Genomic DNA, 23,729 nt, shown 5'->3' with positions numbered 1-23,729 from the left:
CGGAGGCCGTGGGCCTTAATGGAAGGCGATCGTTAGGGCGACTGGCAGGATTGCGCCAAGTCTTGCACCACCAGATCGCCCGCGGCCGCGCCGGATTGCACCGCTACGGAATAGGTGGTGCTTTCCTTCCCCATGGTGGGCACGCATTGCGCCAAGGGCGCCACCACCGGCGCTAAAACCTTCGGACTTGTATAGGTGGTGGTATCCGTCCCTTTCAGAACCAGCAGGCTGGTTTCGCTGGAAACGGGGAAGGTGCCGGAAGCCGATTTTCCGGTCGGTACGTTGATAACGGTCCCCTCTTCCAAGACGCCGCAGGATAGCAGGGCCGGGTTCACTACTCCCGTATCCAGCTTGGAGGCCGCCTCGCCCTGCGGGGTCGCGACCACGGATGCCGCGGCCTTGTTGGCGGAATCCCCGGACAATTGCTTGCAGGAATAGCGGGGTTGATTGACCGTGTCCTGCATCGACAGCGGGGTCGGGGAAGCGCGCAGCACGGTCGCCGGGCTGGATACGAAGCGCACGCCCAAGGCCATCCGTTCCGCGTCCGCCGGGAGCAGGCCCAGATCGTAGCCGCCCGCCGAATCCACCTTGGCCATGCGCCCCGTTCCGCGGATGAACACTCGCCCGGAATCGATGCGCAGGCCGGAGGCCAATTTCACCTTGCCTTGGAAGGCCAGCGGGGCGCGGGCGCGGAAAGTGTAAATCGCCGCGCGTTGCAGGTCCGGCACGGCCAAGGTATCGAAGAACAAGGTCCTGCCCTGCAAGACGCCTTCCACCACGAATTTGCCCGCCGCCTTCAAGGTCAGGCGCACGTATCCCCCGGTATCGCTCACGAGGGATTCCGGCTTGTTGGCTACGATGGCTTCCGGGAGCAGCCCCAGATCGGGACGATAAGCCGGATCGAAAAGGCTCAGGGCCACGCCGGCAAGGGGTTTTCCCGTGCTATCCGTCACGCGCGCGGAGATACCCTTCAAAGCATTGGGATCCGGGTTCGGCTTGTCCGTCACGCCGTTTTCGGTATCCGTCCCCGTCCCTCCTATGATGCACGCGGACAAGCCGAGCGACACGACGGCCGCCAGGACGAGGATAGGGCGGATGCCGCCGATGCGGAAGGGGCGCCGGATGCTCATGCTTTCCCCTTTCGACTCGCGCCGGCGGTCAACGGAAACAATTGCATGTTGAGATGGTACACGCGGTCGGGCGCCGCATCCTCCCCCACCTTGCGCAGCACTTCCTTGCGGGTGCCGCGGATGAGTTCGATGATCTCCTGGTAGGTGCGTTCCGAAATGCTCACCGTCGACGAGCTGAAGTACCGCTCTTCCTTGGGGAAACGCGTGATGGCTTCGCCCGCCATGCGCGTCATGGCCTGATGGAACTTCGGGATCAAAAGCGATTGCACGTCCGGATCGGTCAGGATGAATTTCGCCGTGGCCCGGTAAACCCCGTCCTCCCCTCGCGCGATCAAACCCAAACCTTCCATCAGCTTGATCGCTTCCTTGATTTGCTTGGGCGGCACCGAGGGCGCCAGCCGTTTCCCCATTTCCGCCGCGTTACCGTCGTAAGGGAAAAAGGACAGCATCTCGCGGATGGCGACGTTGTACCAATCACGGTAATACTCGTATTGCGCCTTCTCCAGCATGTATCGCGAATGCGGCGATTTCAATTCCATCAGGATGCCGAAGTACTTGTCCTTGTTCTCCAGGGTCGCGGCCTGGTTGAAGTAAACCAGGTTCTTGAAATACTCCGTCTCCGCTTCGCCGAGACCCAGGGCCGCGGCGAACTTGGGGATGCTGTTCTCGGTGAGGTTGTGCGCCCCTTCCATGACCCGTTTGAAATAATTCGGCCCCGACATCCCGGTCTTGGCCATGAAAGCACGATGGGAGAATCCCCGCTGATGGGCCTTGGCCCACGCGTAATACTCCCGCAGGTAGCGTCGGTAATCGGTATAGTTGAAAACGGAGTGGGCGGGAGGATGCATAGGCCTGTAGTGCAGTATAGCTCATTTTTAAAATATACGCCACTCAAATCCGGTTTAAAACCGTTGTTTTTGGACTTTTGAGTAGTGTGAATTACAGGAGAACGGGACAAAAAGAAGAGGAGATCTGCAAGATAGCCATCGGGAACGCATAGGTGAAGGTCCCTTGGCTTGAATGGGTTAGCTGGGGTGCAGGGGGATGGGAGCGAAAAACAAAAAGAGGAATGCGGGAGCCCGGAGCGGGCCCCGCATTCCAGCTCCCGGGTCCGGGGTGGACAAGACCCCGTGGGATGGACCCGGTGCGGGTAACGGCGATAGGGAGAGCGAAGTCCATGCCATGGGCATGCCTACGCATCGCCGGCGCTTTCGCAAAGATTAGACGGGATAGAGGATTGGAATGTGTCGAAGGCGACGCTCAGAAGAGGATTTCGGACCAGCAGGTTTTGACCGGCCGGATAGGGGAACTACCTTTGCGCGCATGCGTTCTCCCTCCGCGCTCCATCGATTCCCGCTTATCGCGGGTTTGGCCCTCTGCGCGATCTCCGCCTTATTCACGGTCCAGCTCGCCGGAGCGACCCCGCTTTCCGGAGCGACCCCGCTTTCCGGAGCGACCCCGCTTTCCGAAGCGGCCCCGCTCTCCGGAGCGGCCCCGCTCGCCAGGGCTTCCGTTCTTCCAGCTTCCCAGAAGCCGGACTCTGCCGCGAAGGCCCGCGCGGTTCAGGGCAAGCGCGTTATCGTGATCCCCGTCGAAGGCGATGTGGATTTCGGTATGTACGCCTTTTTGAAGCGCTCGGTCGGACAGGCCTTGGAGAAAAAGCCCGATGCCCTCGTCTTCAAGGTGAATACCTACGGAGGCGAGTTGCAAGCCGCCTTCGATATCGTGGACTTGCTGACCGGCGTAGTGCAATGCAGCACTTACGTCTTCGTTGAGCAAAAGGCCATTTCGGCGGGAGCCTTGATTTCCCTGTCCGCCAATCGAATCGCCATGGGGAACGGGACCACCATCGGCGATTGCGCCCCCATCACCCAAGGCGGCCAAGACGGCATCATCATGCTGGGGGAGAAGATCCAGTCGCCATTGCGGGCCAAGTTCCGTACCCTGGCCGAACGCAACGGTTATCCGAGCCTTCCGGCACAGGCGATGGTGACGGCGGATTTGGGAGTGGTGGCCGTCGTACCGGCGGGCGGCGCGCCGGGCAAGAACGGGCGGGATTTCCTGACGGCGAAGCAATGGGAAAGCCTGGGGGCGAAGGGGCAAGCCCAGTACCAATCCCATAAGATCATCGTGCCCGAAGGGCAGCTCCTGACCTTGACCGATCGCGAGGCCTCCGAACTCGGCTTTTCCATCGGGTCGTTCGCGAGCATGGACGAATTCCTGAAGGCGAAGGGATTCGTCAAGATGGCGGAAGCTGCCGAATCGTGGTCGGAAGGCCTGGTGCGGGTCATCGGCAAGTTCGCGCCCATCCTGATGATGATCGGTTTCGGGGCGCTGTACATGGAGTTCAAGACCCCGGGCCTGTCCATCTTCGGGGTGATCGGGGTGGTGTGCCTGCTGATCGTCTTCGGCAGCAAGTACGCGGTGGGCCTGGCCAATCATACCGAACTGCTTTTGATGCTTGGGGGCTTTGCCCTGGTGGCGGTGGAAATCTACCTGTTGCCCGGCACCTTGATTGCGGGCGGGCTGGGATTGGCCGTGCTCTTGATCGCCCTCACCCTATCCCTGCAATCGTTCACCATACCGGACAAGGGCGCGCCCTGGGAATGGAAGAGCCTGATCGACAATCTGCTGCTCACCTGCGGGTCGGCCCTGGTGGCGCTGCTCGTCCCCTTCGTCAGCGCCCGCTTCCTGCTGCCGCATCTGCCCAAGGGAGCCAGGGTCATTTCGAATACGACTCTCGCCGATGCGCGCGCGACGGTCCCGTCCACGGCCGGCTTGGCATTGGGAACGATGGGGATCACGAAAACGCCTTTGCGTCCCTCGGGCAAAGCGGTATTCGACGGTAAGACGGTGGATGTAAGCTCCCGGGGCGGATTCATCGAAGCCGGCAAGCAGGTGGAAGTCAGCCGTATCGACGGGAATATCATCGTAGTGCGGACCAAGGAAACCTCGGCCCAGGGGACGGGGCCGGTCCAAGGGAACGGGCCCGTCCCGGGGACCGGGCCGGTCCAAGGGACCGGAGCATGAAGGCCTGGATTCCTTTGGCCTTGCAGGCGCTGGCCTTCGCGGTCGGCTTCGCCGAGGTCCTGTTGCCCTCTTTCGGGCTGCTGGCCTTGGTTTGCGCGGCCTTATTCGCCTGGTCCTGGACCCTGCTCATCCGGCATTTCAGCCACGGCATGCTCATGTCCGTGGGCCTGGCCGATCTGGTCCTCATCCCCATTTGCATCCGCCTCGGTTTCCTATACCTGGGGCGGTCGCCCATCTCCCATGGCACCGATGTGGGGCACGGCTCCGGATTGGAAGCCCTGGAATCGGAATTGCGCCGGCACGTGGGCGAGTCCGCCGTGGCGGATACCCCTTTAAGGCCCACGGGGCGCATCCGCATCGGCGAAGAGACTTACGAAGCCCAGGCCTCGGGCGACTTCGTCGAACGCGGCGCAACGGTGACGGTGATATCGGTAGCGGGCAGCCGCTTCCAGGTCGAGAAGAAAAACCCATAGGAGCAAGCGCATGGACATTAAAATCATAGCCCTCGTCATCGCCGGCCTGATCTTGCTGGTGATGATATTCTTCATCGCGAACTTCTTCAGCCTCTGGTTCCAGGCCCTCATGTCGAAGGCGGACGTGTCGTTTGTGCAATTGCTCGGTATGCGCTTCCGCAAGGTGCCCGCCAAGGTGATCGTGGAATCCAAGATCATGGGCATCAAGGCCGGCCTCCGCCTTTCCACCGAAGAGCTGGAGGCCCATTACATGGCGGGCGGCAACGTGCTGCGCGTGGTGCAAGCCCTGATCGCGGCCGACAAGGCCAACATCGATCTCGACTTCAAGCGCGCGGCCGCCATTTCCCTCGCGGGCCGTAACGTGCTGGAGGCCGTGCAGATGTCGGTGAACCCCAAGGTGATCGAAACGCCCCTAGTGGCGGGCGTGGCCATGGACGGCATCCAGCTGAAGGCGGTGGCGCGCGTTACCGTGCGCACCAATCTCGACAAGCTGGTGGGCGGCGCGGGCGAGGAGACCATCCTGGCGCGCGTGGGCGAAGGCATCGTCTCCACCATCGGCACGCGCAACCATAAATCGGTGCTGGAGAATCCCGACCAGATCTCGAAGACGGTTTTGAGCAAGGGCCTGGACACCGGCACCGCCTACGATATCCTCTCCATCGACATCGCCGACGTGGACGTGGGCAAGAACATCGGCGCGGGCCTGGAGACGGATCGCGCCGAGGCGGACAAGAAGATCGCGCAGGCCAAGGCCGAGGAGCGCCGCGCGATGGCCATCGCCACCGAGCAGGAGATGATCGCCCGCGTGGCCGAGATGCGCGCGAAGGTGGTGGAAGCCGAGGCGCAGATCCCGTTGGCCATGGCCGAAGCCTTCCGGAGCGGCCATATGGGCATCATGGATTATTACAACATGAAGAACATCATGGCGGACACCTCCATGCGCGAGAAGATCGGCGGCGGCGGGGACGTCAAACCCAAAACCTGATCCATGCAAAGCTTTCCTTCCGCGCCGCATCCGATCGCATTCGCGTCCCTGCCCTGGCAGCTGGTGCTGGCGTTCATCGTCTTCAATATCGTCGCGGGCATGATTTCCAAGCGTAAGCAGGGGAAAGCGAAGTCCGGTTCCCCGGCGAACCCGCGTACGGAAACGCGTAAAGCCGAAATGCCGGCCGCGCCCGCGCAAGCGCGCCGCGAGGCTCCGAAGCCGGCCGGGAAGGGGTTGCTGGAGCAATTGGCGCGCGAGCTCGGATTGGAATTGCCCCAACCGACCGGGTCCGCCCCGGTTCCCCAGCGAGCGCCGGCAAGGCCGGTAGAGGCGGCATCCGCGCGTCCGCAGACGGCACGCCAGGAAACCCGGCGGGACGCGCGCCCGTCGGATAAAACGAATAGGTCGGACAGGGACGAAAGGGATGAAGCATCCCGGAGCGAAGGCTCGGATACCCGGCCCACGCCGGCGCCAATGACCGCGCCGGCCGCGCAGGCCCTGGTGGGACCGGGCGATTTCACCGATCCCGAAGCCTTGCGGAAGGCATTCATCATCAAGGTTATCCTCGATAAGCCGATCGCGCTGCAACGGCGTCGTTGATTTTTCCCTGCCGCCGATAAATCGGAAAACCAACCGACAACTTTCCATCGCTACGCCGGTTCCCATCGCCGCCTCGCGCGTCGGCCCCCTTCCGCTTGCGAACCGTCTTTCGATCCGGAGCATCCCTCCTATGCCGGCGGAACCTATCTTGGGATCAGGGCCGCCCCCTCTGCGGCCGAAGCAAGGAGGAACATCATGGCCAAGCAAAACCCTGACTCCGGCGAATCGAAGACGGAGGGATACGTGGACGAAAGCGGATGGACCTCGTTGGAACCGGAAGGCGCGGGCAAGCACCCCCACGTGGAAGAAGTCTACCCCGACTCGGGTTCGAAGGAGCGTTGGGAAGAGGATCTGGGCGGCGAGCCCGGCGGCGATAAGCTGGAAGCCCATGCCCGCGGGCCGAAGCCGGTCGAAGGGGACGGCGACGGGGCGCCGCTTTAAGACCGGAGCCGCTCTAGCCTAAGGGGTACGGCAGCTTCCGCTCCGCCCTTAGTATAATTATCCGCGGATCCCCGGCGCGCGCCTTCGCCCAAGGGACACACGGAGGTTACCCTTGTCCCGGAACGCCCAAGCCGACGCGCTCATCGCTTTCCTCAACGCCAGCCCCACCCCCTTCCATGCGGTCGAGGCCGCCGCCAACCGGCTTACCGCCTTGGGGGCGACGCGCCTGGACGAAAAGGAGCCCTGGTCCTTGGGCCCGGGCCAAACCGCTTTCGTCATCCGCAACGGCAGCAGCATCGTCGCGCTACGCGCCCCGAAGGACCTTTCGCGCCCGCGCTTCCGCATCGCCGGGGCCCATACGGACAGCCCGTGCCTCAAGCTGAAGCCGCGCGCCCCCGATTCTCCCGCCAATTACCGGCAATGGGGAGTGGAGGTCTACGGAGGGGTGCTGTATAATTCCTGGCTGGACCGCGATCTGGGGGTGGCCGGGCGGGTTTCCCGCCTCGACGGGAACCAAGTTAAGAGCCAACTGGTCCGCCGGGAATCGGGGCCGCTACGCATCCCCCAGCTCGCCATCCATCTCGATCGCGGAGTGAACGATACCGGGCTGATCCTCAACGCCCAGCGGCATCTGGTGCCCGTTTTGGGATTGACCGATCCGGGCCCCGGCCGCTCCCTGGAAGGATGGCTGGAAGAAACCGTGGGCGCGGCCTTCCCCGCCCTCTCCTTCGAGCTCCATCTCTACGATACGTCACCGGCATGTTACGGGGGGTCGGATGATGAATTCGTTTTCTCCGGCCGCCTGGACAATCTGGCCATGTCCCACGCCGTCCTCGAAGCCTTCTGCTCCGAAACCACGGGCGACGGGGCCATCCAGGTGGCCGCCCTTTTCGATAACGAAGAGGTGGGCAGCATCTCGGCGCAAGGGGCCAACTCCAATCTCTTGGAAGCCGTCCTGGAGCGGGCCCTTTTGGCCTTGGGGCTGGGCCGGGCCGATTCCCTGGCCGCCCTGGCGCGTTCCCATCTGGTCTCCGCGGACATGGCCCATGCCCTGCATCCCAATTACCCGGAAAAGCATGAGCCCTCGCATTTCCCGCTCCTCAACCACGGGCCCGTCATCAAGGGCAACGCCAGCCTGCGCTATGCGACCAATTCCGAGACCGCCGCCCTTTTCCGCGCCCTCTGCGGCCGGGCCGGCGCGCCCGCGCAGGACTTCGTCAACCGCACCGATCTCGCATGCGGCACCACCATCGGGCCGCACGTGGCCGCCGCGCTGGGAATCCCCACCGTGGACGTAGGCAATCCCATGCTTTCCATGCATTCGGCCCGGGAGATGTGCGGCAGCGAGGACCATGGGATGATGGTCCGCGTGCTACGCGAATTCTACCGCGACTGAGCCGGGGCCCCGGGCCCGCCGGGGCTGACATGGCGGGCGGCCTGTAGCTACCTTGGCTGCTTTAGCCAGGAAGGACGGACATGCAGAACGATATCCGCGCCAAGCTTATCCAGGTCATCGAGGTCGAACATCTACGCAGCGGGGACGAGACCGGCGGATTGCCCTCGCGCTGGGTTAAAACCTATTGGGACCTCAAGGGGAATTTCCTCAGCGAAAACGATCCCATGGCGGAGGAGCTGAGCCGGAAAGCCTCCCCTACCGGGACGGATTTCCTCCGCCGCTGATCGCCGGGGCCAAAGACCACAAGAAGTGGCCGTTTAATTAGGTTCCGGCCCGCCACCCGGTCGGCGGCGGGATCGGCGACCCGAAATTCCAAGCCTCCAGCCCATTACCGGATTCGGCCCGTTGGGCGTCCAAAATAAAGGATGCCAAGCGTTTCCGGCCGGACATGGATTTCCAGGGAGAAAGAGACGCCCGGGGAGGACGCCGTTCCCCAAGCGGGAACGGACGGCCATTGGCGCGGATTCGCGGAATTCCTGCGGGAACGCGCGCAGCGTCACGGCGACCGTACCGCGCTGGCCTGGTCGGACGTTACGGGAATGCGATCGGGCCGCTTCAGCTACCGGGAATTGCATGCGACCGCCCTTCGCCTGGCCGCGCGCCTGGAGGCGATGGGCGTGGTCCCCGGCGACCGCGTCGCCTTGCTTTCGGAATCAAGGCCGGAGTGGGGTGCCGCCTTTTTCGGGGTCCAGATCGCCGGGGCCGTGCTGGTGCCAATGGACGCAAAGGCCACTAAGGCGGAACTCGGCGCCATCGTCACGGATTCCCGCCCTGTCGTCATCCTCGCCTCGCGCGCATGCGCGGAAATGGCGGCCGGCCTCCGCTCGCCGGGCAATGCCATCTTGGAACTCGAATCCCTGCGGACGGATACCTTGCCGCCAGCGATGCCCTTCCCCGATAAGCGCCGCGCCGACCTGGCCCTCATCGTTTACACGTCGGGAACCACGGGAACGGCCAAGGGGGCCTTGATCACGGTGGGCAATCTCCTTTTCCAGATAGAGGCCCAGAGGCAGGGCTTCGGCATCACTTCCGACGATCGATTCCTGTCCATCCTCCCCCTCAACCACCTATTCGAACTCACCTGCGGCATGCTGGGGGTGATCCACGCGGGCGCGCGCGTCTATTATTGCCGGAGCCTCCTTCCTTCCGAGGTAACGAACGCGTTACGTAGGCGCAAGGTTACCTACATGATCGCGGTCCCCTTCTTCTTGCGTCTGGTGGCCAGGCAGATGCGTTCCGCGGTGGCGGCCAAGGGCAGGTGGCGGCGGGCCTTGTTCTCGGCGTGGCAGGGCTTGGCCCCCTGGCTTCCGGCGGCGGCGCGGCGCATGGTTTTCCGTCCCGTGCATGAAGCCCTGGGCGGCAATCTGCGCGCCTTCATCTCCGGAGGGGCGCCCCTGGACGCGGCCACGGAGGATTTCCTGGCGCGCTTGGGCTTGGTCGTTTTCCAGGGCTATGGGCTGACCGAAACCAGTCCCGTGATCAGCGCCAACCGGCCCCACGGCGCGCGCGCGGGTACCGTGGGCCGTCCCTGGCCGGGCATCGAGGTCCGCATCGTCCCGGTGGATGCGGAAGGCGAAGACGCGAAGGGCGGGGATGCGGAAGGCGAAATCCGCACCCGCGGGCCCCATGTCATGGCCGGCTACCATGGCCGGGCGGACCTCACGGCGGAAGCCTTCGATGCCGAGGGCTGGTTCCGCACCGGGGACTTGGGTTGCCTGGATGCGGACGGATTCTTGCGGATCACCGGCCGGATCAAGAGCCTGATCGTGCTGGAAGGCGGGAAGAAAATCCACCCCGAGGAACCGGAGGAATTGCTGGCGCGCCTGGACTGGGTAAAGGAAGCCTGCGTGCTGGCCATGCCCGGACGGGACGGTAAGGAAGAGGTCGTGGCCGTGATCGTTCCGCAGCCGGATTGTTCGGCACGCAAGGCCGATGGCATGGGAATCGATGCGGCCTTGGCGGAGCTCTCGCCCTGGAAGCGGCCCGCGCGCGTATTCTTTTCCGAACAGGAACTCCCGCGCACGGCCACGCGCAAGGTGAGGCGGGACGCGGTCAAGGCCATGCTCGGCAAGGCCGGAGCGGAAGGGATGGCATGCCCGCCTACCTGAACGCCATGGCTTTCGCCGTGGGCGAGGTGGAACGTACGGTGGAGGAAGCCGATGCCCTCGGCCTGCTGGTCTCCGGGGCCGCGGCCCTGCGGGCCGCCGGGTTCGCGCGGCAGCATGCCTGTGCCGAAGGCACGACCGCATACGATCTCGCGCGCCGCGCGGTGGAACCCCTCCGGCCGCATTTGGCGGGGACCGGCGCCCTCCTGTACGCGACCTGCATCCCGGCCAATGCCAACCTGGGCGATCCCTCCCGCTTCGCGGCCACCGGGGACGTGAAGTACCTGATGGACTTCCCGGCCAGCCATTTGCAGGCGGAGTTCGGACTGGAAGACGCCTTCGTCCTGGGCGTAAACCAGCAGGCTTGCACCGGTCTTCTGGGCGCGCTGCGCCTGGCCGCTCTGATGCTGGCGGGCGAACCGGCCTTGCAGTCCGCGCTTTGCGTCACGGCGGATCGTTTTCCCCCCGGGGCCAAATACGAGCAAGCCTACAACCTGATCTCGGACGGGGCGGCGGCCATGGTGGTGGGCAGGAAACCCGCGGGTTACCGTATCCTGGCCTGCCACGCGCGCACCAACGGGGCCTGGGCCCGGGCCTCGGACGACGAAACGGTGGGCACCTTCTTCAATCATACCCATCGCTTCGTGGGCGAGACCTTGGCGAAAGCGGGCCTCAAGGCCGGGGACCTGTCGGCAATCGTCACCCAGAACATGAACGTGAAAGCCTGGCAAATCCTCTCGCGCCTGCTGGGGATCGGTTTCGATAAGGTGGCGTTCCCGAGCCTGGGGGAAGTCGCGCATATGATCAGCGGGGACAATATCGTGAACCTGTTGCGGCTGGAGGCGGAGGGCCGCGTGCGCTCCGGCGACAAGTTGCTGCTCTTGATGTCGGGCTATGGCCTGAATTGGCAGGGCGTAGTGCTGGAAAGGTGTGCGTGCCGATGAGCAGCGAGGAAAATTGGGAAAGGACCCTCGCGCGACTGTGCGAGGCATCGGAAGCCCAGGCGGGGGAATACGCCATCGATTGGCCCGCGGTCCTGGATCGGGAAGCTTGGTTTTTGTCCCCGGAGCTGTTGTCCCTATACGGTACGCCGGCCTATGAGGCCCTGGACGAAGGCGCGCGCAAGCGCCTGAGCTTCTTCGAGGCCGTCAACTTCTTCAGCCTCAACGTGCACGGGGAGAAATCCCTGGTGGCGGGCTTGGCCCTACGCCTGTACCGCGGCGATCGCGGCCCCGCCATCGACCGCATCGGGACGACGTCCCCCACCCGCGCGCTGCCGGGCCACGATGCCTACCTGCACCATTTCCTGGAGGAAGAGAACCGCCATATGGGTTGGTTCGGGGGCTTCTGCCGCCGCTATGCCGGCGGCATCTATCCCGACAAGAAGATGGCCCTCCTCCCCGTCGAGAACGCGGCCGAGGGCGAAGTGGACTTCCTCTTTTTCGCCAAGGTGATGATCTTCGAGGAGATCGTGGACGCCTACAACGCGCGTTGCGCCCGGGACGAACGCCTCCACCCCCTGGCCCGCCGCATCCATTCCCTGCACCATCGGGACGAAGCGCGGCATCTGGCATTCGGCCGCCGGGTCGCGCGGGACCTGTTCGCCAAGCATGCGCCCGCTTGGGATGCCGCGGCCCGGGATCGCGTGCAAGGGTACCTTCTAGGTTACCTGGAATCCGTCTGGAAGGAATATTACAACCCCCGCGCCTACGCGGACGCGGGCCTGCCCGGGGACGCCTTGGCCTTGCGCAACCAAGCCTTCGACCATCCCGCCGCGGCCGCGCGGCGGTCCGCCATCGCGGGCCCCTGCCTGGAATTCCTGCGCCGCCACGGCATGCTGGCCGCGGGGGCCGCATGAATCCCGAACGTATCGCCCACGGTACCCCCCGGGACGACCGCCTTTTCTTCGCCCAAGTGCGCGAAGATCCGCTCCTGGAATTGGAAGTCCTGCGTCCGCATTCCGGCGGGCGCTATGCAGTGGTCTCTTCGGGAGGTTGCACGGCCCTGTCCCTGCTGGCCCGCGGCGCCGGCCACGTGGCCGCCATCGATCTGAACCGTTCCCAGAACCATCTGGTGGAATTGAAATCCGCCGCCCTGCGCCGCTTATCTCCCGGCGATGCCCGCGCCTTCCTGGGCGCCGTGCCCGCCTCCGCGGCCGAACGCGCCCGCGCCTATGCCGTTCTGGGCGATGCGCTCTCCCCCGGCGCCCGCGCTTATTGGGACGCGCGCCGGAAAGCCGTGGCCGACGGGGTCCTCGCCGCCGGTGTCACGGAAAAGTTCCTGCGCGCCATCGTGGGCGTCGTGCGCTTGCTCATCCATCCGCAATCCCGCATGCGGAGGCTGCTGGCCTATGGGGATCTGGAATCGCAAATCCGCTTTTTCGAAAGGGAATGGGACACGCCCCGTTGGCGCCTCCTGTTCTCCCTGTTGCTGAATCGCGCGGTCTTCAATCGCGCATACCATCCGGGATTTTTCGCCAACGTGGAAAACCCCAGCTTCTCGCGGCATTTCCGCGGGCTGTTCGAACGCACCCTGCGCCACCGACCCGCGCGCGCCAATTATTTCCTGCACTTCCTGGTGCTGGGACGCTACGATCCCTCCGTACCCGGCGCGTTACCCCCCTATCTCGAGGACGGGGGCGCGGCCGCGGCGGGGTCCGCCGAGCGCCTGCTGCTGGTCGACGCCACTTTCACCGAATACCTGCGCGCCCAAGCAGCCTCCAGCCTGGACGGCTTCTCGCTCTCCAATATCGGGGAGTGGCACGATGCGGCCATGCTGGAAGATCTGTTCGCGGAAATCCTACGCACCGCCAAGCCCGGCGCGATCCTCTGCTTCCGCAACTTCGTTGGCTGGACGGACCTACCCGCCCGCCTCGCGGCCCACTTCCCCCTCGACCCCGCCGGGGACGAGCTGATCAAGAAAGATCGCAGCCTGATGCAGAGCCGTTTCGCCTTTTGCCGCATCCGTAAGGAGGCATGATGAAAGCGGAAGGAAGCGCGGCGGAACGCGCCGCCTGGCGGCCGCGCCTCGCGGCCCCGGAGGACAATCAGGCCCTCATCGATCTGTCGGCCGCATGCACCATGGAAGGGGACATCGGCCTGCGGGTGGATCGCTCGCCGGATTTCTTCGCCTTGAACCGCATGGAAGGCAAGGACTTCCGGTTGGCCGTGGCGGACGCGCCCGGCGGCGGCCTGGCGGGCTGCATGGCCGGGGCCGAGCGTCTCGCTTACCTGTTCGGTGCCGAGACCCGCGTCATGTACGTCAGCGATCTCAAGGTGCATCCCGACCGACGCGGGTCCGGCGCCGCGGACGCGCTATCGGGATTCATCCGCGGGTATTGCCGCGAACGCGGCGGCGATGACGTACCCACGGTCATGACCGTGCTGGGGGGCAATGCGCCGATGGCCCGCCGCGCCGAAGGACCGCGGGGAATGCCGGAGCTGACGCGCTTCGCGACCCTGCGGGCCCATAACGTGAGCCTGCTCTGGAAGCGGAACCCTCCTACGGCCACCGGCGCCTCCATCCGGCGCGCCACGCGAGCGGACTGCGAAGAGATGGCGGAGCTTTGGCGACGGGTCGCGCCCGGCCGCCAATTCGCCCCCGTGTTCTCCCCGGAAAGCCTGGCCGCCTGGGTGGAAATGGCCCCCGGCCTGGATTGGGAAGACTACCTGCTCGCGCGCGATGGCCGCGGCCGCTTGTTGGGCTTCGTCGCCTTCTGGGATCAGGAGTCCTTCAAGCAAATGCGCGTGGTGCGCTACTCCCGCAACCTCAAGCTCTTCCGCGCGGGTTTCAACCTCGCGGCCCCGTTCCTACGCGCCGCGCCCCTGCCGCCGCCGGGCGGGGCCTTGCGTTATCTCACCGCCGTCAACGTCTGCGTGGCTGACGGCCGCGCCAACGTGTTGCGGGCCCTGGTCATCGAGGCTTATAACGCCTCCCGCGGCCGCGGCTACGCGTTCCTTTCCGTGGGCCTGGACAAGAAAGACCCGCTCAGCGCCGCCTTCCGCGGCCTCATGGCCCAGCCCACCGACATCGATGCGCTGGTGACCACGCCCGCGGGCCGTTACCATGGGCCGGCCCTGGACGTCCTACCCTTGCACTTCGAAACCGCCTTGGTCTGAAAGCCGCGGTTCACCAGGACGCGGACCGCAAAGGAAACCGATGGAAGCCACCCCCAAGATCAAGAAGATGGGAAAGCTGCGATACCAGTGGCGCTTGTACGGCAAGATGCGGTGGGCTAACAATCAGTATTCCCCGAGCCGGGACATGGCCAAGCTGCCTTTCCCGATGGGCATCCAATTGCAGACGGTGAACGCCTGCCAGGCCGCCTGCAAAATGTGCCCGTATCCCGTCTTCAAGGACGTGTTCCCCAGCGGCCGGATGGAGGTCGGGCTGTTCGACAAGATCACCGACGAGATCGCGGAACATCCGGAGGTGGACACCTTCGTGCCCATGCTGCAAAACGAACCCTTCCTCGATCCGCACATCTTCGACAAGATCCGGAACTTCAAGGAGAAGACCAAGGGAAAGGTGACGGTGGAACTGGTGACGAACGGGGCTTTCCTGGACGACCGCAACATCGCCAAGATCAAGCAGAGCGGCCTGGACGTGCTGGACGTCAGCCTGGACGCCATCAGCCCCGAGGTCTATAAGAAGGTACGCGTCGGCCTGGACTACGAACGGGTGATGGCGGGCGTGGACCGCGTGCTCAACGCCGATCTGCCCGGGACGCGGGTGTTCGTTCGCCTGATCCGCCTGAAGGACAATATGCCCGAGGTGGACGCCTTCCGCAGGAAATGGGCCGCCCGCGGCGTGCCCGTCTTCGTGTATACCGCCAACAACCGCACCGGTGCGATGGAGGAATTCGATCGGGACATGCGCGTATCCGAAAGCGAACTGTCCTGGGCCCACAAGGCCGGCCGCTACGCGTTCCGCAAGTGGATGGGCCATTGCCCCATCCCCTTCTCCACGGCCAACATCCTGCATAACGGCGACGTGCTGATGTGCGTGCATGATTGGGCGCGCAAGGAGATCATCGGCAACGTGAAGACGCATACCCTCGCCGAATTGTGGAACGGGGAACGCATGCGCGAGATCCGCCGCGTGGTGAGCCTGCGCCAGTACGACAAGAGCCCGGCTTGCCGCGATTGCTCCCTGTGGAAGGACGGCTGGTTCTGATGCGTCCGCAACTCATGAAGGACGTCAAGGACGCCTTGCGGGAACGCATCGCGCGCCTGTCCGGCAAGGTATCCGCCTCCGACATCGCCGACGATACCCACATCCTCGAACGGCGCATCATCACCTCCCTGCAAGTCATGGATCTGATCCTGGAATTGGAAAGCCTGACAGGCGCTCCCATCGACGTGGAACGCCTCAAGCCGGGGGCCTTCAAGGACGTCGCGTCCATCTATGCCGCCTTCTGGGGTACCCGCGCGGGGATCGATCCCGGCGCCGAACCCGGTCCGTTCGGCGGGAACGGAAACGTCTGATGGAAGCCGTCCCCCGATTCGATCCGGAGAAGCTGCCGGGCCTCCGTTGGCATCCCTCCGGCCAGACATCCTTGAGCGGCGCGCCCTTGCGTCTGTTCCGCCGCCTCGACGCCTTGTTCCAGGCCTGGGCCGCGGAGTGTGGCGCCGAAGCCCATCGCTTCCCGGCCTTCATCGCCGCCCGGGACCTGGCGCGCCTGGATTATTTCCGTTCCTTCCCGCACCTGGTTACCTTCCCGGTTACCCTGGATCCCGATCCATCCAACCTCTCCGCTTTCGCTCAAGGGGAACCTTTTCGCAACGACGGCAGCATCCGGTTGGCCGCCGCCGCGCCCGTACGCGAGGCGCTCACGCCCGCGGCCTGCTACCATTTCTACGCCTTGCTCCAAGGAAGCTCCTTGGATGCGCCCCTCTATCTCACCACCCGCGCGGCCTGCTTCCGTCGCGAAACCCATTACCTGCCGTTGCGGCGGCAATGGAATTTCTCCATGCGCGAAATCGTCTGCCTGGGCACGGCGGACGAGGTGAAGGATTTCCTGCAACGCTACCGGGAAAAGCTGGAAGCCTATTTCGCCTCCATCGGCTTGCCCATCGCCTGGGAAACGGCGACCGATCCTTTCTTCAACCCCAAGGCCAATCCCAAGTACCTGCTGCAAAAATTGGATCCGGTCAAACATGAGATGGTTTATCGCGGGCCTACCGCCGCAACCGGCATCGCCGGCAGTGGCCCCGCAGCCGCTCCCGGCCATGGCGCCGCCGCATCCGCATCCGGCCAATCCGCCCTCTCAGAGCCTTTGGCCATCGGTTCCATCAACTTCCACCGCAATTATTTCGGCGAAGCCTTCGGGATCAAACGCGCCGGGGAGGACGCCTACTCCGGATGCGTCGCCTTCGGTTTGGAACGTTGGATCTACGCTTTTCTGGAAGCCTTCGGAAGCGAACCTTCCCGTTGGCCTTTGCCCCAGGCGGAATCGTGAAGGGCGCCATCCTCATCACCGGCGCGGACGGATACCTGGGCTCCCGCGTGGCGCGCCGCTTGGCGGAGACCACCGATGTCCCCCTTATCCTATGGAGCCGCGCTCGCGACGGGGCCATGGCCGCCGCGAAGCGGGAAGACCTGGAACGCGCGTTGGGAGGGCCTTCGCCGCGCTTCGCTTTCGTACCAGGCGATCTGGAGGACCCGGAGCCTTTCGTCGGAGTCGATGCTAAGGCCGTGGCCGGCATCGTGCACGCAGCCGCCGTGATCCGGTTCAACGTAGAAGCGGCTTTGGCGGATCGGGTCAACGTGCGCGGCGCGGAAAAGCTGCTGGCCTTCGCGGAAAGATGCCCGGCGCTCTCTTCCCTCTGCCTGTTGAGCAGCGTATACGCCTCCGGCCTGCGGGCCGGCGCCATCGGGGAAGACCATTTTACCGAGGCGGACGGCTTCGCCAACCATTATGAACGATCGAAACGGGAATGCGAAAACCTCCTGCCGGCCCACCGGGATCTCCCCTGGAAAATCTGCCGCCTGGCCACCGCCATCGCCGATAATGAGCTCGGCCAGGTCACCCAGTACAATGCCTTCCACAATACCCTCAAGCTTTTTTTCCACGGACTCATGTCCATCGTCCCCGGCAAGCCGGAAACCCCTTTGTATTTCGTCACCGGGGATTTCGCCGCCGCCGCGGCCGTCTGCGTACTGCGCCAAGGCGCGCCCCGCGGCATTTACCACGCCTCCCATGCGCGCGGGGAATCCCTCACCTTAGGCCGCCTGGTCGATGCCGCCTTCGCCGAATTCGGCCGCGATGCCGGTTTCCGCGCGCGCCGCATCCTGCCGCCCCTCTTCTCCGACTTCGAGGCCTTCGCCTTGCTCGACGAGGGCGTGCGCAACTTCGCGGGCGGAATCGTGCGCCAGAGCGTGGCCAGCGTGGCACCGTTCGCGCGCCAGCTTTACATCGATAAGGATATCCGCAATGACAAATTGGCCGCCTTGATGGGATCCGCTTATCGCGCTCCCGATCCGGAAACCCTCCTCCGTAACGCCTGCGCCCGCCTGGTGGCCACGCGCTGGGGCCGCGAGGCCGCCCATGATTGAAACCTTGCCCGGCATCTCCGCCTACCTCGAGGCCGGCGGATTGGCGGGGGAATGGCGCCGCGCCTTGGGCCTGGACGTGCGCGCGGCCGTGGCCTTCTCCCCTTTGTCCGTGGACCTGCTCACCCCGGGGGAACTCGCGCGTTACCGTAACCTGGATGGAACGGAACGGAGGCGTTCCTGGCTCACGGGCCGCGCCGCCTTGCGCCGCCTGCTCCGGCGCCTGGACAGGGGCCCCGATACCGCGGGGCTGGCCTTTCCGGCCCCGGATATGTCCCTGACCCATTCCGGCGGCATGGCCGTCGCCGTCGCCTGCTTGGACGCGCCCGGACAAGGCCTGGGCGTCGACCTGGAGGCCGAGCGTTCCTTGCGCAGCGAATCGGCCCGCTTCTTCCTTTCCGACGGGGAGCGCGCGCGCCTGGCCCTTCGCGGCCTTGCGCCCGAAAGCGCCGGATTCGAAGATGCTTTGCTGCGGTTATGGACCGCGAAGGAAGCCTTGTTCAAGGCCGATACGGGCAACCGCGGGCGTATCCTGGCGGACTATCGCCTGTCCGATCCGATGGCCCGCCGCGGCCGGGCCGCCTTGCGGGCCGAGTTAGGGCGCCGGGAATTCCGTTATGTATCGCATCGCCTGGCCGGTTGGCACCTATCGTTGGCGGCGGGAACCGGGAGGACGCTTGGCTAAGGACTTCGCGAAGGATAAGGAAAACCAGATCTGGCTCCTCAGTTTCTACCGGGTCTCGGAGATCACCGGCGCGCTTTTCTTCGGCCGGCTGGCCAAATCCATGAAACCCGGATCCATCCAGATGGATCTCACCCGCCACTTCGCCGACGAGGCTGAGCACGCGCGCCTATGGACCGATTGCCTGGCGAAGCTGGGGGCCGTTCCCCTCAAGCTGGAGGAGACGTACCAGGAACGTTACCTGGCGGCCGCGGGCATGCCCGCCAACCTGATGGAAGTGCTGGCCCTGACCCAAATCTTCGAACGCCGCGTCATCAACCAATATTCCCGCCATGCCCGCCTGCCCGGCCTGGATGCCCCCGTGCGCGAGACCTTGGCCCTGATCATGGAAGATGAGAAGTGGCATTTGCAATGGATCCGCGAAGCCCTTCGGGGGATGGAAGACGAATACGGAGCGGATGCCATCGCATCCACCCTCAGGCGCTACTCCGCCGCCGACCAGGAAGCCTACGCCGATGTCTTATCGAAGCATGGCGACAAGCTGGACGTCCTCTTGGGCGGGAACGATGCGGACATCGAATCAGGAGAGGATGGAAAGATTGGAGAGGACTGAAATGGGAAATCCGCCTACCCGCGAGGCATTCAAAAACTCCATGGCCCGTTTCCTGAAACGGAAGCCGGAAAGCCTGGATGAAAACGCCCTACTGCTCGAATTGGTGCAAGAATCGTTTTTGCTGGTGGAAATGATCATCGAGCTACAGGAACAGTTCCCCATACGCCTGTCCCAGGAAGACCTGCGGGCCGTACGCACCGTGGGGGATTTGCTGCGAATGCTGATCGCAAAAACGGTTTAGCTGCGGCCCGATTGACGCCAACGCCGCCTTAACGGCCGCCGGAATGGCGCTTAGGCAATACGCGCCCCGCCAAGTCGACCGGAAGGACGTACCGGCGGCCGGCTTTCACCGTGCGGATCCCGAGCCGGATCGCGATCGGGAACGCGGTACCCGCTTCGTAGGCCCCGATGTCCAATGGCCCCTTGGCAGGGCGGGACATGCCTTGGGCATTCGGAACGTACTGGGAAACCGGAAGCAGGGAAAAGCCCCCGGCCGTTCCCGGATCCTTGCCCTTGTCGATGGCTGGGGAACCATCGGCCAGCCGATAGTCGTAGCCCTGGCGATCCAGGAATCCGGGATCGTTTCCCGTCCAATCCGCCGCGGTGTCGGCGGATCCGGAAATCGCGGTTCCGGGCCCGGCGAAGATGTTGTTGATGATCTTGGCCGTCCCGCCCGAAGCCACGCTGACGAAGGAACCTCCGCCCGTCCGATCGTTCACGAAGGTATTGTTCACCACGTACAAATCCTTGCCGGTATTGCTCAGGCCCTCCGCTCCGTAATTCAAGATGGTGGAGTTCTCGCTGGCCGGGCCTTGTTGGATCTGGTTGCCGATGACGTAGGACGTGCCGCCATTGGGCAGATCGATTTCCATGCTGGCCGTTCCTTCCGCCCCGTCCCAGATGCGGTTGTACAGGATGAAGTTCTTCTGCGCCCGGCTCTTGAGATCATGGCCCACCTTGGCGTGGTGGGTGTCGCAGAATCTGAAGGTGAACGAGGCGATATTGGAGATGTACAAGTTATGGCTGTAGCCATCCCCATGGCCGTTGGCGGCGAATTCGCTGTTCTCGATGACGACCTCGCTGGCGGCCCCGCCGCCACCCAGGATCCCGTCCTCATCGTCGTGGAAAAAGCAGTTCCGGACCACGAGTCCGTCCCCTTCTTGCCGGATGCCGGCGCCATTCAAATCCGGCACGGCGGCGCCGTAGAACTCGATGTTCTCGACCGTCGTACGTTTGCCTTGGATCACCCAGATGGCCTTGCCGTTGGGGATATCCGCCGGGGCATGCAGGCGGGCGTATCGCGAAACCCCGCGAAGGACCAAGTCATTAGCCTTCCAAGTGGCCACTTCGCCCTCGTAGTTCGCGGCGGCGATTGCCACGGTATCGCCGTCGATGGCGACGTCGGCGGCTTGGTGGGGAAAGGCATAGGCTTTGCCCGGTCCCACTTCCAGCGTGCGCGCCAAGGACGATGCGCAACCCGCGAACAGGAGGAGCAATGCCGTCCATTTCCCCGGAGCGATTCGATTCGCCATGGCTATCCCCCCTATTTCCCTAGGAACGATCCATTATACTCCCGCCCTCGGGGCGCGGACCTAAATCTCCGGGGGGTTCCCGATGGGAAAACGGGAAGCTTAGCCGCGGTATTCCGAACGGGCCGTGCAGGTCTCGTGGAGGATAACGCCGGTCAAGAGCGGCAGGGAGGGCTTCAGCCGATCCCAAATCCATTTGCAGATTTCTTCCGAAGTGGGATTGGGCAAATCCGCGACGTCCTCGTTGAGGAAGCGGTGATCCAGGGCTTCCTCGAGGGGACGGAAAGCCTTCTTGATGTCCGCGAAATCCATCACCCAACCGGTCGCGGGATCGACCGGTCCCGTCACCTCGATTTCGCACCGGAAGCTATGCCCATGGATGCGCCCGCACTTATGGCCGATGGGCACCTTGGGCAGGTAGTGGGCGGCCTCGAAGCCGAAGGACTTATACAGTTTCATGACCGGGTGGGACACGGCGGGCAATTTAGCAAATGACGGATAATCCGTAACGGGAAGGTTACGGAACGCCCAGGGCCCTGAGCCCCTGCACCAAGGCCACCGTCAGCACGTAGGCGGTCCCGGTGTAGAGCAGGAGCTGGACCGCAGCCAGCTTCCATCCGCCCGATTCGGCCTTGGCGACCGCCACGGTCGAAAAGCATTGCAGGGCGATCATGAAGAAGAGGATCACCCCCAGGACCGAAGAGATGGTGAAGACGCGCGCTCCCGTGTCCTCGAAGCGCACTTCGCCCATGCGCGCCAGCAGCCGATCGGCCAGGCCTTTATCCTTGCCTCCCGCATCGTCGATGCGGTACATCAAAGCCATAGCGCTCACGAACACCTCGCGCGCCGCGAAACCGCAAATCATGGCCACGCCCCCGCGCCAATCCAATCCCATGGGCCGCGTGACCGGTTCCAGGAAATGCCCGAGCTGGGCCGCATAGGAATGGGTCACCGCCACGTATTCCACGTCGCCCACGGGAGCCAAAGCGGAAGGCGGGTTCGGCCCGGGCGCGTCCTGGGCCGCGGGGGAAGCGGATTCGACGGTGGCCGCGGTCCGGGCTTGCGGCGGCGTATGCGTCAGAACCCACAGGCCCAGGGAAATGATTATGATCATCAATCCCGCTTTCCGCAAATACTGCGCGGCCTTATGGTAGGTGGAAGCGGCCACCACCTTCAGCACCGGCATGCGCAGCGCGGGCAGCTCCAGGATGAAGCCGGACATTCCCTTGTTCTTGATGATCTTGCTGATGATGGTGGATACCGCCGCCCCCAGCACCAGGCCGGCGAGGTAGAGGCCCGTCAGCGCCAATCCGCCTATCCAGGGCTTGTCCCGCGGCGTGATGAACGCCAATAACAAGGTGTAGACCGGCAGGCGGGCGCTGCAGCTCATCAGCGGAATGATGAAGATGGTCAGGTTGCGTTCGTAGCGATTGGGGATGGTGCGCGCCGCCAGCATGGCCGGGATGGCGCAGGCATATCCCGATAGCAAAGGCACGAAGGATTTCCCGTTCAGCCCGATCTTGGACAAGGGCTTATCGACCAAGGCCGCGCCCCGCGCCAGGTATCCCGAATCCTCCAGGTATCCCATCGCGAAGAAGAGGATCAGGATCTGGGGCAGGAAGACCATCACCGTGCCGACCCCGCCGATGGCCCCGTCGGCCAGCATGTCCACCGCCCAGTAATCGGGCAAAATCCTTTTCAGTCCTGCTATGCCCCAACCGAAAGCCGCGTCGATGCCGTCCATGAACGGCGTCGCCAGCCAAAAGATGGAAGTGAAGATCGCGAACATGGCCAGCAGGAAAATCGCCAGGCCCCAAACGGGATGCAGCAAGATGCGATCGGCCGCATCACTACGCGCCCGCGCGCCGCCGGCCGGCGCCCGCCCATCCCCGTTCCCCGCTTCCTGCTTCGATACCGTCCCGCTCCGCCCTGCGTTGGCCTCCGCCTCGCCGGCATCCTTCAACACCAGGAGTTCCACCTGATCGAGGGCTGCGTAATACTGCTGCACCCGCTCGTCGGACATCCCCGCCGCGAAGGCCCGATAAGACCCTTCGTCCACCGGCCTCCGTCCTGACTCGGGACGTCCCGCCAGCCAACGTTTCTCCACCAGCTTCCCCATCTCGGCGGCCTTGTCCTTGCGGCGCGGATCGATGGGGAAAACCGGGCACTCCATCATTTCGGACAATTTGCCCGCGTCCACCGCCTGGCCGCGCTTCCGCAATAAGTCGGACATGGTCAGCGCGATGATGAGGTTGAATCCCAAATCTTGCAATTGCTTCACGAGGTACAGATGCCGCGAAAGCTGGTTGGCGTCCACCACCGCCACCACCACGTCGGGACGATGCCGCGCGAAGAGGGCATCCACGGTGACCTTCTCGTCCAAGGACGATGGGATAAGGCTCGACAAGCCTGGCGTATCCATGACCCTGCACTTGAAGCCCAGGTTCTTCCCCTGCCCTAAAGCGAATTCCACCGTGGCCCCGGGATAATTGATGGTCGTGTAATGCGATCCCGTCAGCAGGTTGAAGAGGGTGGTCTTTCCGGAATTGGCCGAACCCACCAGCGCCACCAAAGGATCCGAAGCGGAAGCCGAGCCCGATGCGGAGAGCACGGAAGCGTCGGGAGAGGCGGAAGACGGTGCGGGACCCGGCCCGGGGGCGGGGTTCAAATCCGGATGCGAATGCACTTGGCCTCGCTCTTCCGCAGAGCGATCGAAGTCCCCCGCAGGGCATAGATGTTGGGATCGCCGAAAGGGGTGGACATCAGGAATACGATGGGGCTGCCCGCCACGAATCCCAGTTCCATCAGATGGAGCTTGAGGGCCGCTTCGGCCTCCACCTTTATCACCGTGCCCGCTTGGCCGGGACGCAAACGATCGAGGGTCGTTCCTTCCCCGCCGGCGTCGGACGCGGCTGATGCCGTGGCATCGGTACCTTCACGGCCTTTGGGCAGGCCCTCGCGTTGAGCAATTTTCACCATGAATCGCGTATCCCTGAAAAGACGGTTCCTGAACTAAGAATACATGGCGGCCCGACCAAAATCAAGACTTAGTCTCAATCTTATATTTGCCAAAAATGCAAGCTTTCGGTTTTTGCGGCAAACGGTACTGAAACAGCGGACCGCACGGACGG

General features: G+C 64.2%; 25 protein-coding genes. 19 read left to right on the top strand and 6 right to left on the bottom strand.

Annotation, left to right across the window (positions count from 1 at the left end):
* Positions 1-32: 32 nt before the first annotated feature.
* Both JF616_02345 and JF616_02340 read right to left on the bottom strand, forming a co-directional pair.
* Complete coding sequence (locus JF616_02345; GenBank protein ID MBW8886573.1) at positions 33-1,130, bottom strand: hypothetical protein; 1,098 nt, start codon at positions 1,128-1,130, stop codon at positions 33-35.
* Complete coding sequence (locus JF616_02340; GenBank protein ID MBW8886572.1) at positions 1,127-1,978, bottom strand: TIGR02147 family protein; 852 nt, start codon at positions 1,976-1,978, stop codon at positions 1,127-1,129. Before JF616_02340 ends, JF616_02345 begins: the two co-directional genes overlap by 4 nt.
* 475 nt (positions 1,979-2,453) lie before the next feature.
* On the opposite strand from JF616_02340, the gene JF616_02335 reads away from it, so the two are divergent.
* The 19 genes from JF616_02335 (at position 2,454) to JF616_02245 (ending at position 19,310) form a co-directional block, all read left to right on the top strand.
* Entirely contained in the window at positions 2,454-4,160 is a 1,707-nt protein-coding gene (locus JF616_02335; protein ID MBW8886571.1) for a serine protease, read from the top strand.
* The gene (locus JF616_02330) at positions 4,157-4,633 is read left to right on the top strand and encodes a hypothetical protein (GenBank protein ID MBW8886570.1); all 477 of its coding nucleotides are present in this window, start codon (positions 4,157-4,159) and stop codon (positions 4,631-4,633) included. Before JF616_02335 ends, JF616_02330 begins: the two co-directional genes overlap by 4 nt.
* Before the next feature lie 10 nt (positions 4,634-4,643).
* Positions 4,644-5,618, top strand: a complete 975-nt coding sequence (gene floA, locus JF616_02325; GenBank protein MBW8886569.1) for a flotillin-like protein FloA — start codon at positions 4,644-4,646, stop codon at positions 5,616-5,618.
* A 3-nt stretch (positions 5,619-5,621) separates the two neighbouring features.
* Positions 5,622-6,218 (top strand): hypothetical protein, encoded by a 597-nt coding sequence (locus JF616_02320; protein MBW8886568.1) that lies wholly within the window; start codon positions 5,622-5,624, stop codon positions 6,216-6,218.
* A gap of 195 nt (positions 6,219-6,413) precedes the next feature.
* Positions 6,414-6,659: a hypothetical protein gene (locus JF616_02315; GenBank protein MBW8886567.1), complete on the top strand. Its 246-nt coding sequence runs from the start codon at positions 6,414-6,416 to the stop codon at positions 6,657-6,659.
* 112 nt (positions 6,660-6,771) lie between these two features.
* Positions 6,772-8,055 carry a M18 family aminopeptidase gene (locus tag JF616_02310; protein ID MBW8886566.1) on the top strand — a complete coding sequence of 428 codons (1,284 nt, stop codon included), beginning with the start codon at positions 6,772-6,774 and terminating at the stop codon, positions 8,053-8,055.
* Between the two features lie 80 nt (positions 8,056-8,135).
* On the top strand, positions 8,136-8,339 hold the full coding sequence (locus tag JF616_02305) for a hypothetical protein (protein MBW8886565.1): 204 nt from the start codon (positions 8,136-8,138) through the stop codon (positions 8,337-8,339).
* Positions 8,340-8,480: 141 nt separating this feature from the next.
* Complete coding sequence (locus JF616_02300) at positions 8,481-10,223, top strand: acyl--CoA ligase (GenBank protein ID MBW8886564.1); 1,743 nt, start codon at positions 8,481-8,483, stop codon at positions 10,221-10,223.
* Positions 10,208-11,164: a hypothetical protein gene (locus JF616_02295; GenBank protein MBW8886563.1), complete on the top strand. Its 957-nt coding sequence runs from the start codon at positions 10,208-10,210 to the stop codon at positions 11,162-11,164. Before JF616_02300 ends, JF616_02295 begins: the two co-directional genes overlap by 16 nt.
* On the top strand, positions 11,161-12,078 hold the full coding sequence (locus JF616_02290) for a diiron oxygenase (protein ID MBW8886562.1): 918 nt from the start codon (positions 11,161-11,163) through the stop codon (positions 12,076-12,078). The genes JF616_02295 and JF616_02290 overlap by 4 nt, the downstream gene beginning before the upstream one ends.
* A complete protein-coding gene (locus JF616_02285; protein MBW8886561.1) occupies positions 12,075-13,199 on the top strand; it encodes a DUF3419 family protein in 1,125 nt (374 codons plus the stop codon). The genes JF616_02290 and JF616_02285 overlap by 4 nt, the downstream gene beginning before the upstream one ends.
* A complete protein-coding gene (locus JF616_02280) occupies positions 13,196-14,338 on the top strand; it encodes a hypothetical protein (protein MBW8886560.1) in 1,143 nt (380 codons plus the stop codon). Before JF616_02285 ends, JF616_02280 begins: the two co-directional genes overlap by 4 nt.
* 40 nt (positions 14,339-14,378) lie before the next feature.
* Positions 14,379-15,395 (top strand): radical SAM protein, encoded by a 1,017-nt coding sequence (locus JF616_02275; protein MBW8886559.1) that lies wholly within the window; start codon positions 14,379-14,381, stop codon positions 15,393-15,395.
* Entirely contained in the window at positions 15,395-15,706 is a 312-nt protein-coding gene (locus JF616_02270; protein ID MBW8886558.1) for an acyl carrier protein, read from the top strand. Before JF616_02275 ends, JF616_02270 begins: the two co-directional genes overlap by 1 nt.
* Positions 15,706-16,680, top strand: a complete 975-nt coding sequence (locus tag JF616_02265; GenBank protein ID MBW8886557.1) for a hypothetical protein — start codon at positions 15,706-15,708, stop codon at positions 16,678-16,680. The genes JF616_02270 and JF616_02265 overlap by 1 nt, the downstream gene beginning before the upstream one ends.
* Positions 16,677-17,777: an SDR family oxidoreductase gene (locus JF616_02260; protein MBW8886556.1), complete on the top strand. Its 1,101-nt coding sequence runs from the start codon at positions 16,677-16,679 to the stop codon at positions 17,775-17,777. The genes JF616_02265 and JF616_02260 overlap by 4 nt, the downstream gene beginning before the upstream one ends.
* Positions 17,770-18,459 (top strand): 4'-phosphopantetheinyl transferase superfamily protein, encoded by a 690-nt coding sequence (locus tag JF616_02255; GenBank protein MBW8886555.1) that lies wholly within the window; start codon positions 17,770-17,772, stop codon positions 18,457-18,459. Before JF616_02260 ends, JF616_02255 begins: the two co-directional genes overlap by 8 nt.
* The gene (locus JF616_02250) at positions 18,452-19,069 is read left to right on the top strand and encodes a ferritin-like domain-containing protein (GenBank protein MBW8886554.1); all 618 of its coding nucleotides are present in this window, start codon (positions 18,452-18,454) and stop codon (positions 19,067-19,069) included. The genes JF616_02255 and JF616_02250 overlap by 8 nt, the downstream gene beginning before the upstream one ends.
* Position 19,070: 1 nt before the next feature.
* On the top strand, positions 19,071-19,310 hold the full coding sequence (locus JF616_02245) for an acyl carrier protein (GenBank protein MBW8886553.1): 240 nt from the start codon (positions 19,071-19,073) through the stop codon (positions 19,308-19,310).
* 28 nt (positions 19,311-19,338) lie between these two features.
* Here the strand turns inward: JF616_02245 and JF616_02240 are convergent, their stop codons facing one another.
* The 4 genes from JF616_02240 to JF616_02225 form a co-directional block, all read right to left on the bottom strand.
* Positions 19,339-20,601: a hypothetical protein gene (locus tag JF616_02240; GenBank protein MBW8886552.1), complete on the bottom strand. Its 1,263-nt coding sequence runs from the start codon at positions 20,599-20,601 to the stop codon at positions 19,339-19,341.
* 99 nt (positions 20,602-20,700) lie between these two features.
* Complete coding sequence (gene queD, locus JF616_02235; protein ID MBW8886551.1) at positions 20,701-21,057, bottom strand: 6-carboxytetrahydropterin synthase QueD; 357 nt, start codon at positions 21,055-21,057, stop codon at positions 20,701-20,703.
* Positions 21,058-21,115: 58 nt separating this feature from the next.
* Entirely contained in the window at positions 21,116-23,284 is a 2,169-nt protein-coding gene (gene feoB / locus JF616_02230) for a ferrous iron transport protein B (GenBank protein MBW8886550.1), read from the bottom strand.
* Positions 23,263-23,577 carry a FeoA domain-containing protein gene (locus JF616_02225; protein MBW8886549.1) on the bottom strand — a complete coding sequence of 105 codons (315 nt, stop codon included), beginning with the start codon at positions 23,575-23,577 and terminating at the stop codon, positions 23,263-23,265. The genes feoB and JF616_02225 overlap by 22 nt, the downstream gene beginning before the upstream one ends.
* Positions 23,578-23,729: the final 152 nt, after the last annotated feature.

This window comes from Fibrobacterota bacterium, assembly GCA_019509785.1.
Classification (GTDB): Bacteria; Fibrobacterota; Fibrobacteria; order UBA11236; family UBA11236; genus Chersky-265.
The sequence above is the reverse complement of the archived record's forward strand: the minus strand, read 5'-3'. Positions and strand labels throughout refer to the sequence as shown.

Excerpts from the sequence above, each read along its gene's own strand:
- JF616_02280 (MBW8886560.1), top strand. The coding sequence starts at position 13,196 with ATGATGAAAGCGGAAGGAAGCGCGGCGGAACGCGCCGCCTGGCGGCCG.
- JF616_02320 (MBW8886568.1), top strand. The coding sequence starts at position 5,622 with ATGCAAAGCTTTCCTTCCGCGCCGCATCCGATCGCATTCGCGTCCCTG.
- JF616_02255 (MBW8886555.1), top strand. The coding sequence starts at position 17,770 with ATGATTGAAACCTTGCCCGGCATCTCCGCCTACCTCGAGGCCGGCGGA.
- JF616_02295 (MBW8886563.1), top strand. The coding sequence starts at position 10,208 with ATGCCCGCCTACCTGAACGCCATGGCTTTCGCCGTGGGCGAGGTGGAA.
- JF616_02290 (MBW8886562.1), top strand. The coding sequence starts at position 11,161 with ATGAGCAGCGAGGAAAATTGGGAAAGGACCCTCGCGCGACTGTGCGAG.
- JF616_02265 (MBW8886557.1), top strand. The coding sequence starts at position 15,706 with ATGGAAGCCGTCCCCCGATTCGATCCGGAGAAGCTGCCGGGCCTCCGT.
- JF616_02270 (MBW8886558.1), top strand. The coding sequence starts at position 15,395 with ATGCGTCCGCAACTCATGAAGGACGTCAAGGACGCCTTGCGGGAACGC.
- JF616_02315 (MBW8886567.1), top strand. The coding sequence starts at position 6,414 with ATGGCCAAGCAAAACCCTGACTCCGGCGAATCGAAGACGGAGGGATAC.
- JF616_02225 (MBW8886549.1), bottom strand. The coding sequence starts at position 23,577 with ATGGTGAAAATTGCTCAACGCGAGGGCCTGCCCAAAGGCCGTGAAGGT.
- floA (MBW8886569.1), top strand. The coding sequence starts at position 4,644 with ATGGACATTAAAATCATAGCCCTCGTCATCGCCGGCCTGATCTTGCTG.
- JF616_02305 (MBW8886565.1), top strand. The coding sequence starts at position 8,136 with ATGCAGAACGATATCCGCGCCAAGCTTATCCAGGTCATCGAGGTCGAA.
- JF616_02330 (MBW8886570.1), top strand. The coding sequence starts at position 4,157 with ATGAAGGCCTGGATTCCTTTGGCCTTGCAGGCGCTGGCCTTCGCGGTC.
- JF616_02340 (MBW8886572.1), bottom strand. The coding sequence starts at position 1,978 with ATGCATCCTCCCGCCCACTCCGTTTTCAACTATACCGATTACCGACGC.
- JF616_02335 (MBW8886571.1), top strand. The coding sequence starts at position 2,454 with ATGCGTTCTCCCTCCGCGCTCCATCGATTCCCGCTTATCGCGGGTTTG.
- JF616_02285 (MBW8886561.1), top strand. The coding sequence starts at position 12,075 with ATGAATCCCGAACGTATCGCCCACGGTACCCCCCGGGACGACCGCCTT.
- JF616_02275 (MBW8886559.1), top strand. The coding sequence starts at position 14,379 with ATGGAAGCCACCCCCAAGATCAAGAAGATGGGAAAGCTGCGATACCAG.
- JF616_02345 (MBW8886573.1), bottom strand. The coding sequence starts at position 1,130 with ATGAGCATCCGGCGCCCCTTCCGCATCGGCGGCATCCGCCCTATCCTC.
- queD (MBW8886551.1), bottom strand. The coding sequence starts at position 21,057 with ATGAAACTGTATAAGTCCTTCGGCTTCGAGGCCGCCCACTACCTGCCC.
- JF616_02240 (MBW8886552.1), bottom strand. The coding sequence starts at position 20,601 with ATGGCGAATCGAATCGCTCCGGGGAAATGGACGGCATTGCTCCTCCTG.
- JF616_02245 (MBW8886553.1), top strand. The coding sequence starts at position 19,071 with ATGGGAAATCCGCCTACCCGCGAGGCATTCAAAAACTCCATGGCCCGT.
- JF616_02300 (MBW8886564.1), top strand. The coding sequence starts at position 8,481 with ATGCCAAGCGTTTCCGGCCGGACATGGATTTCCAGGGAGAAAGAGACG.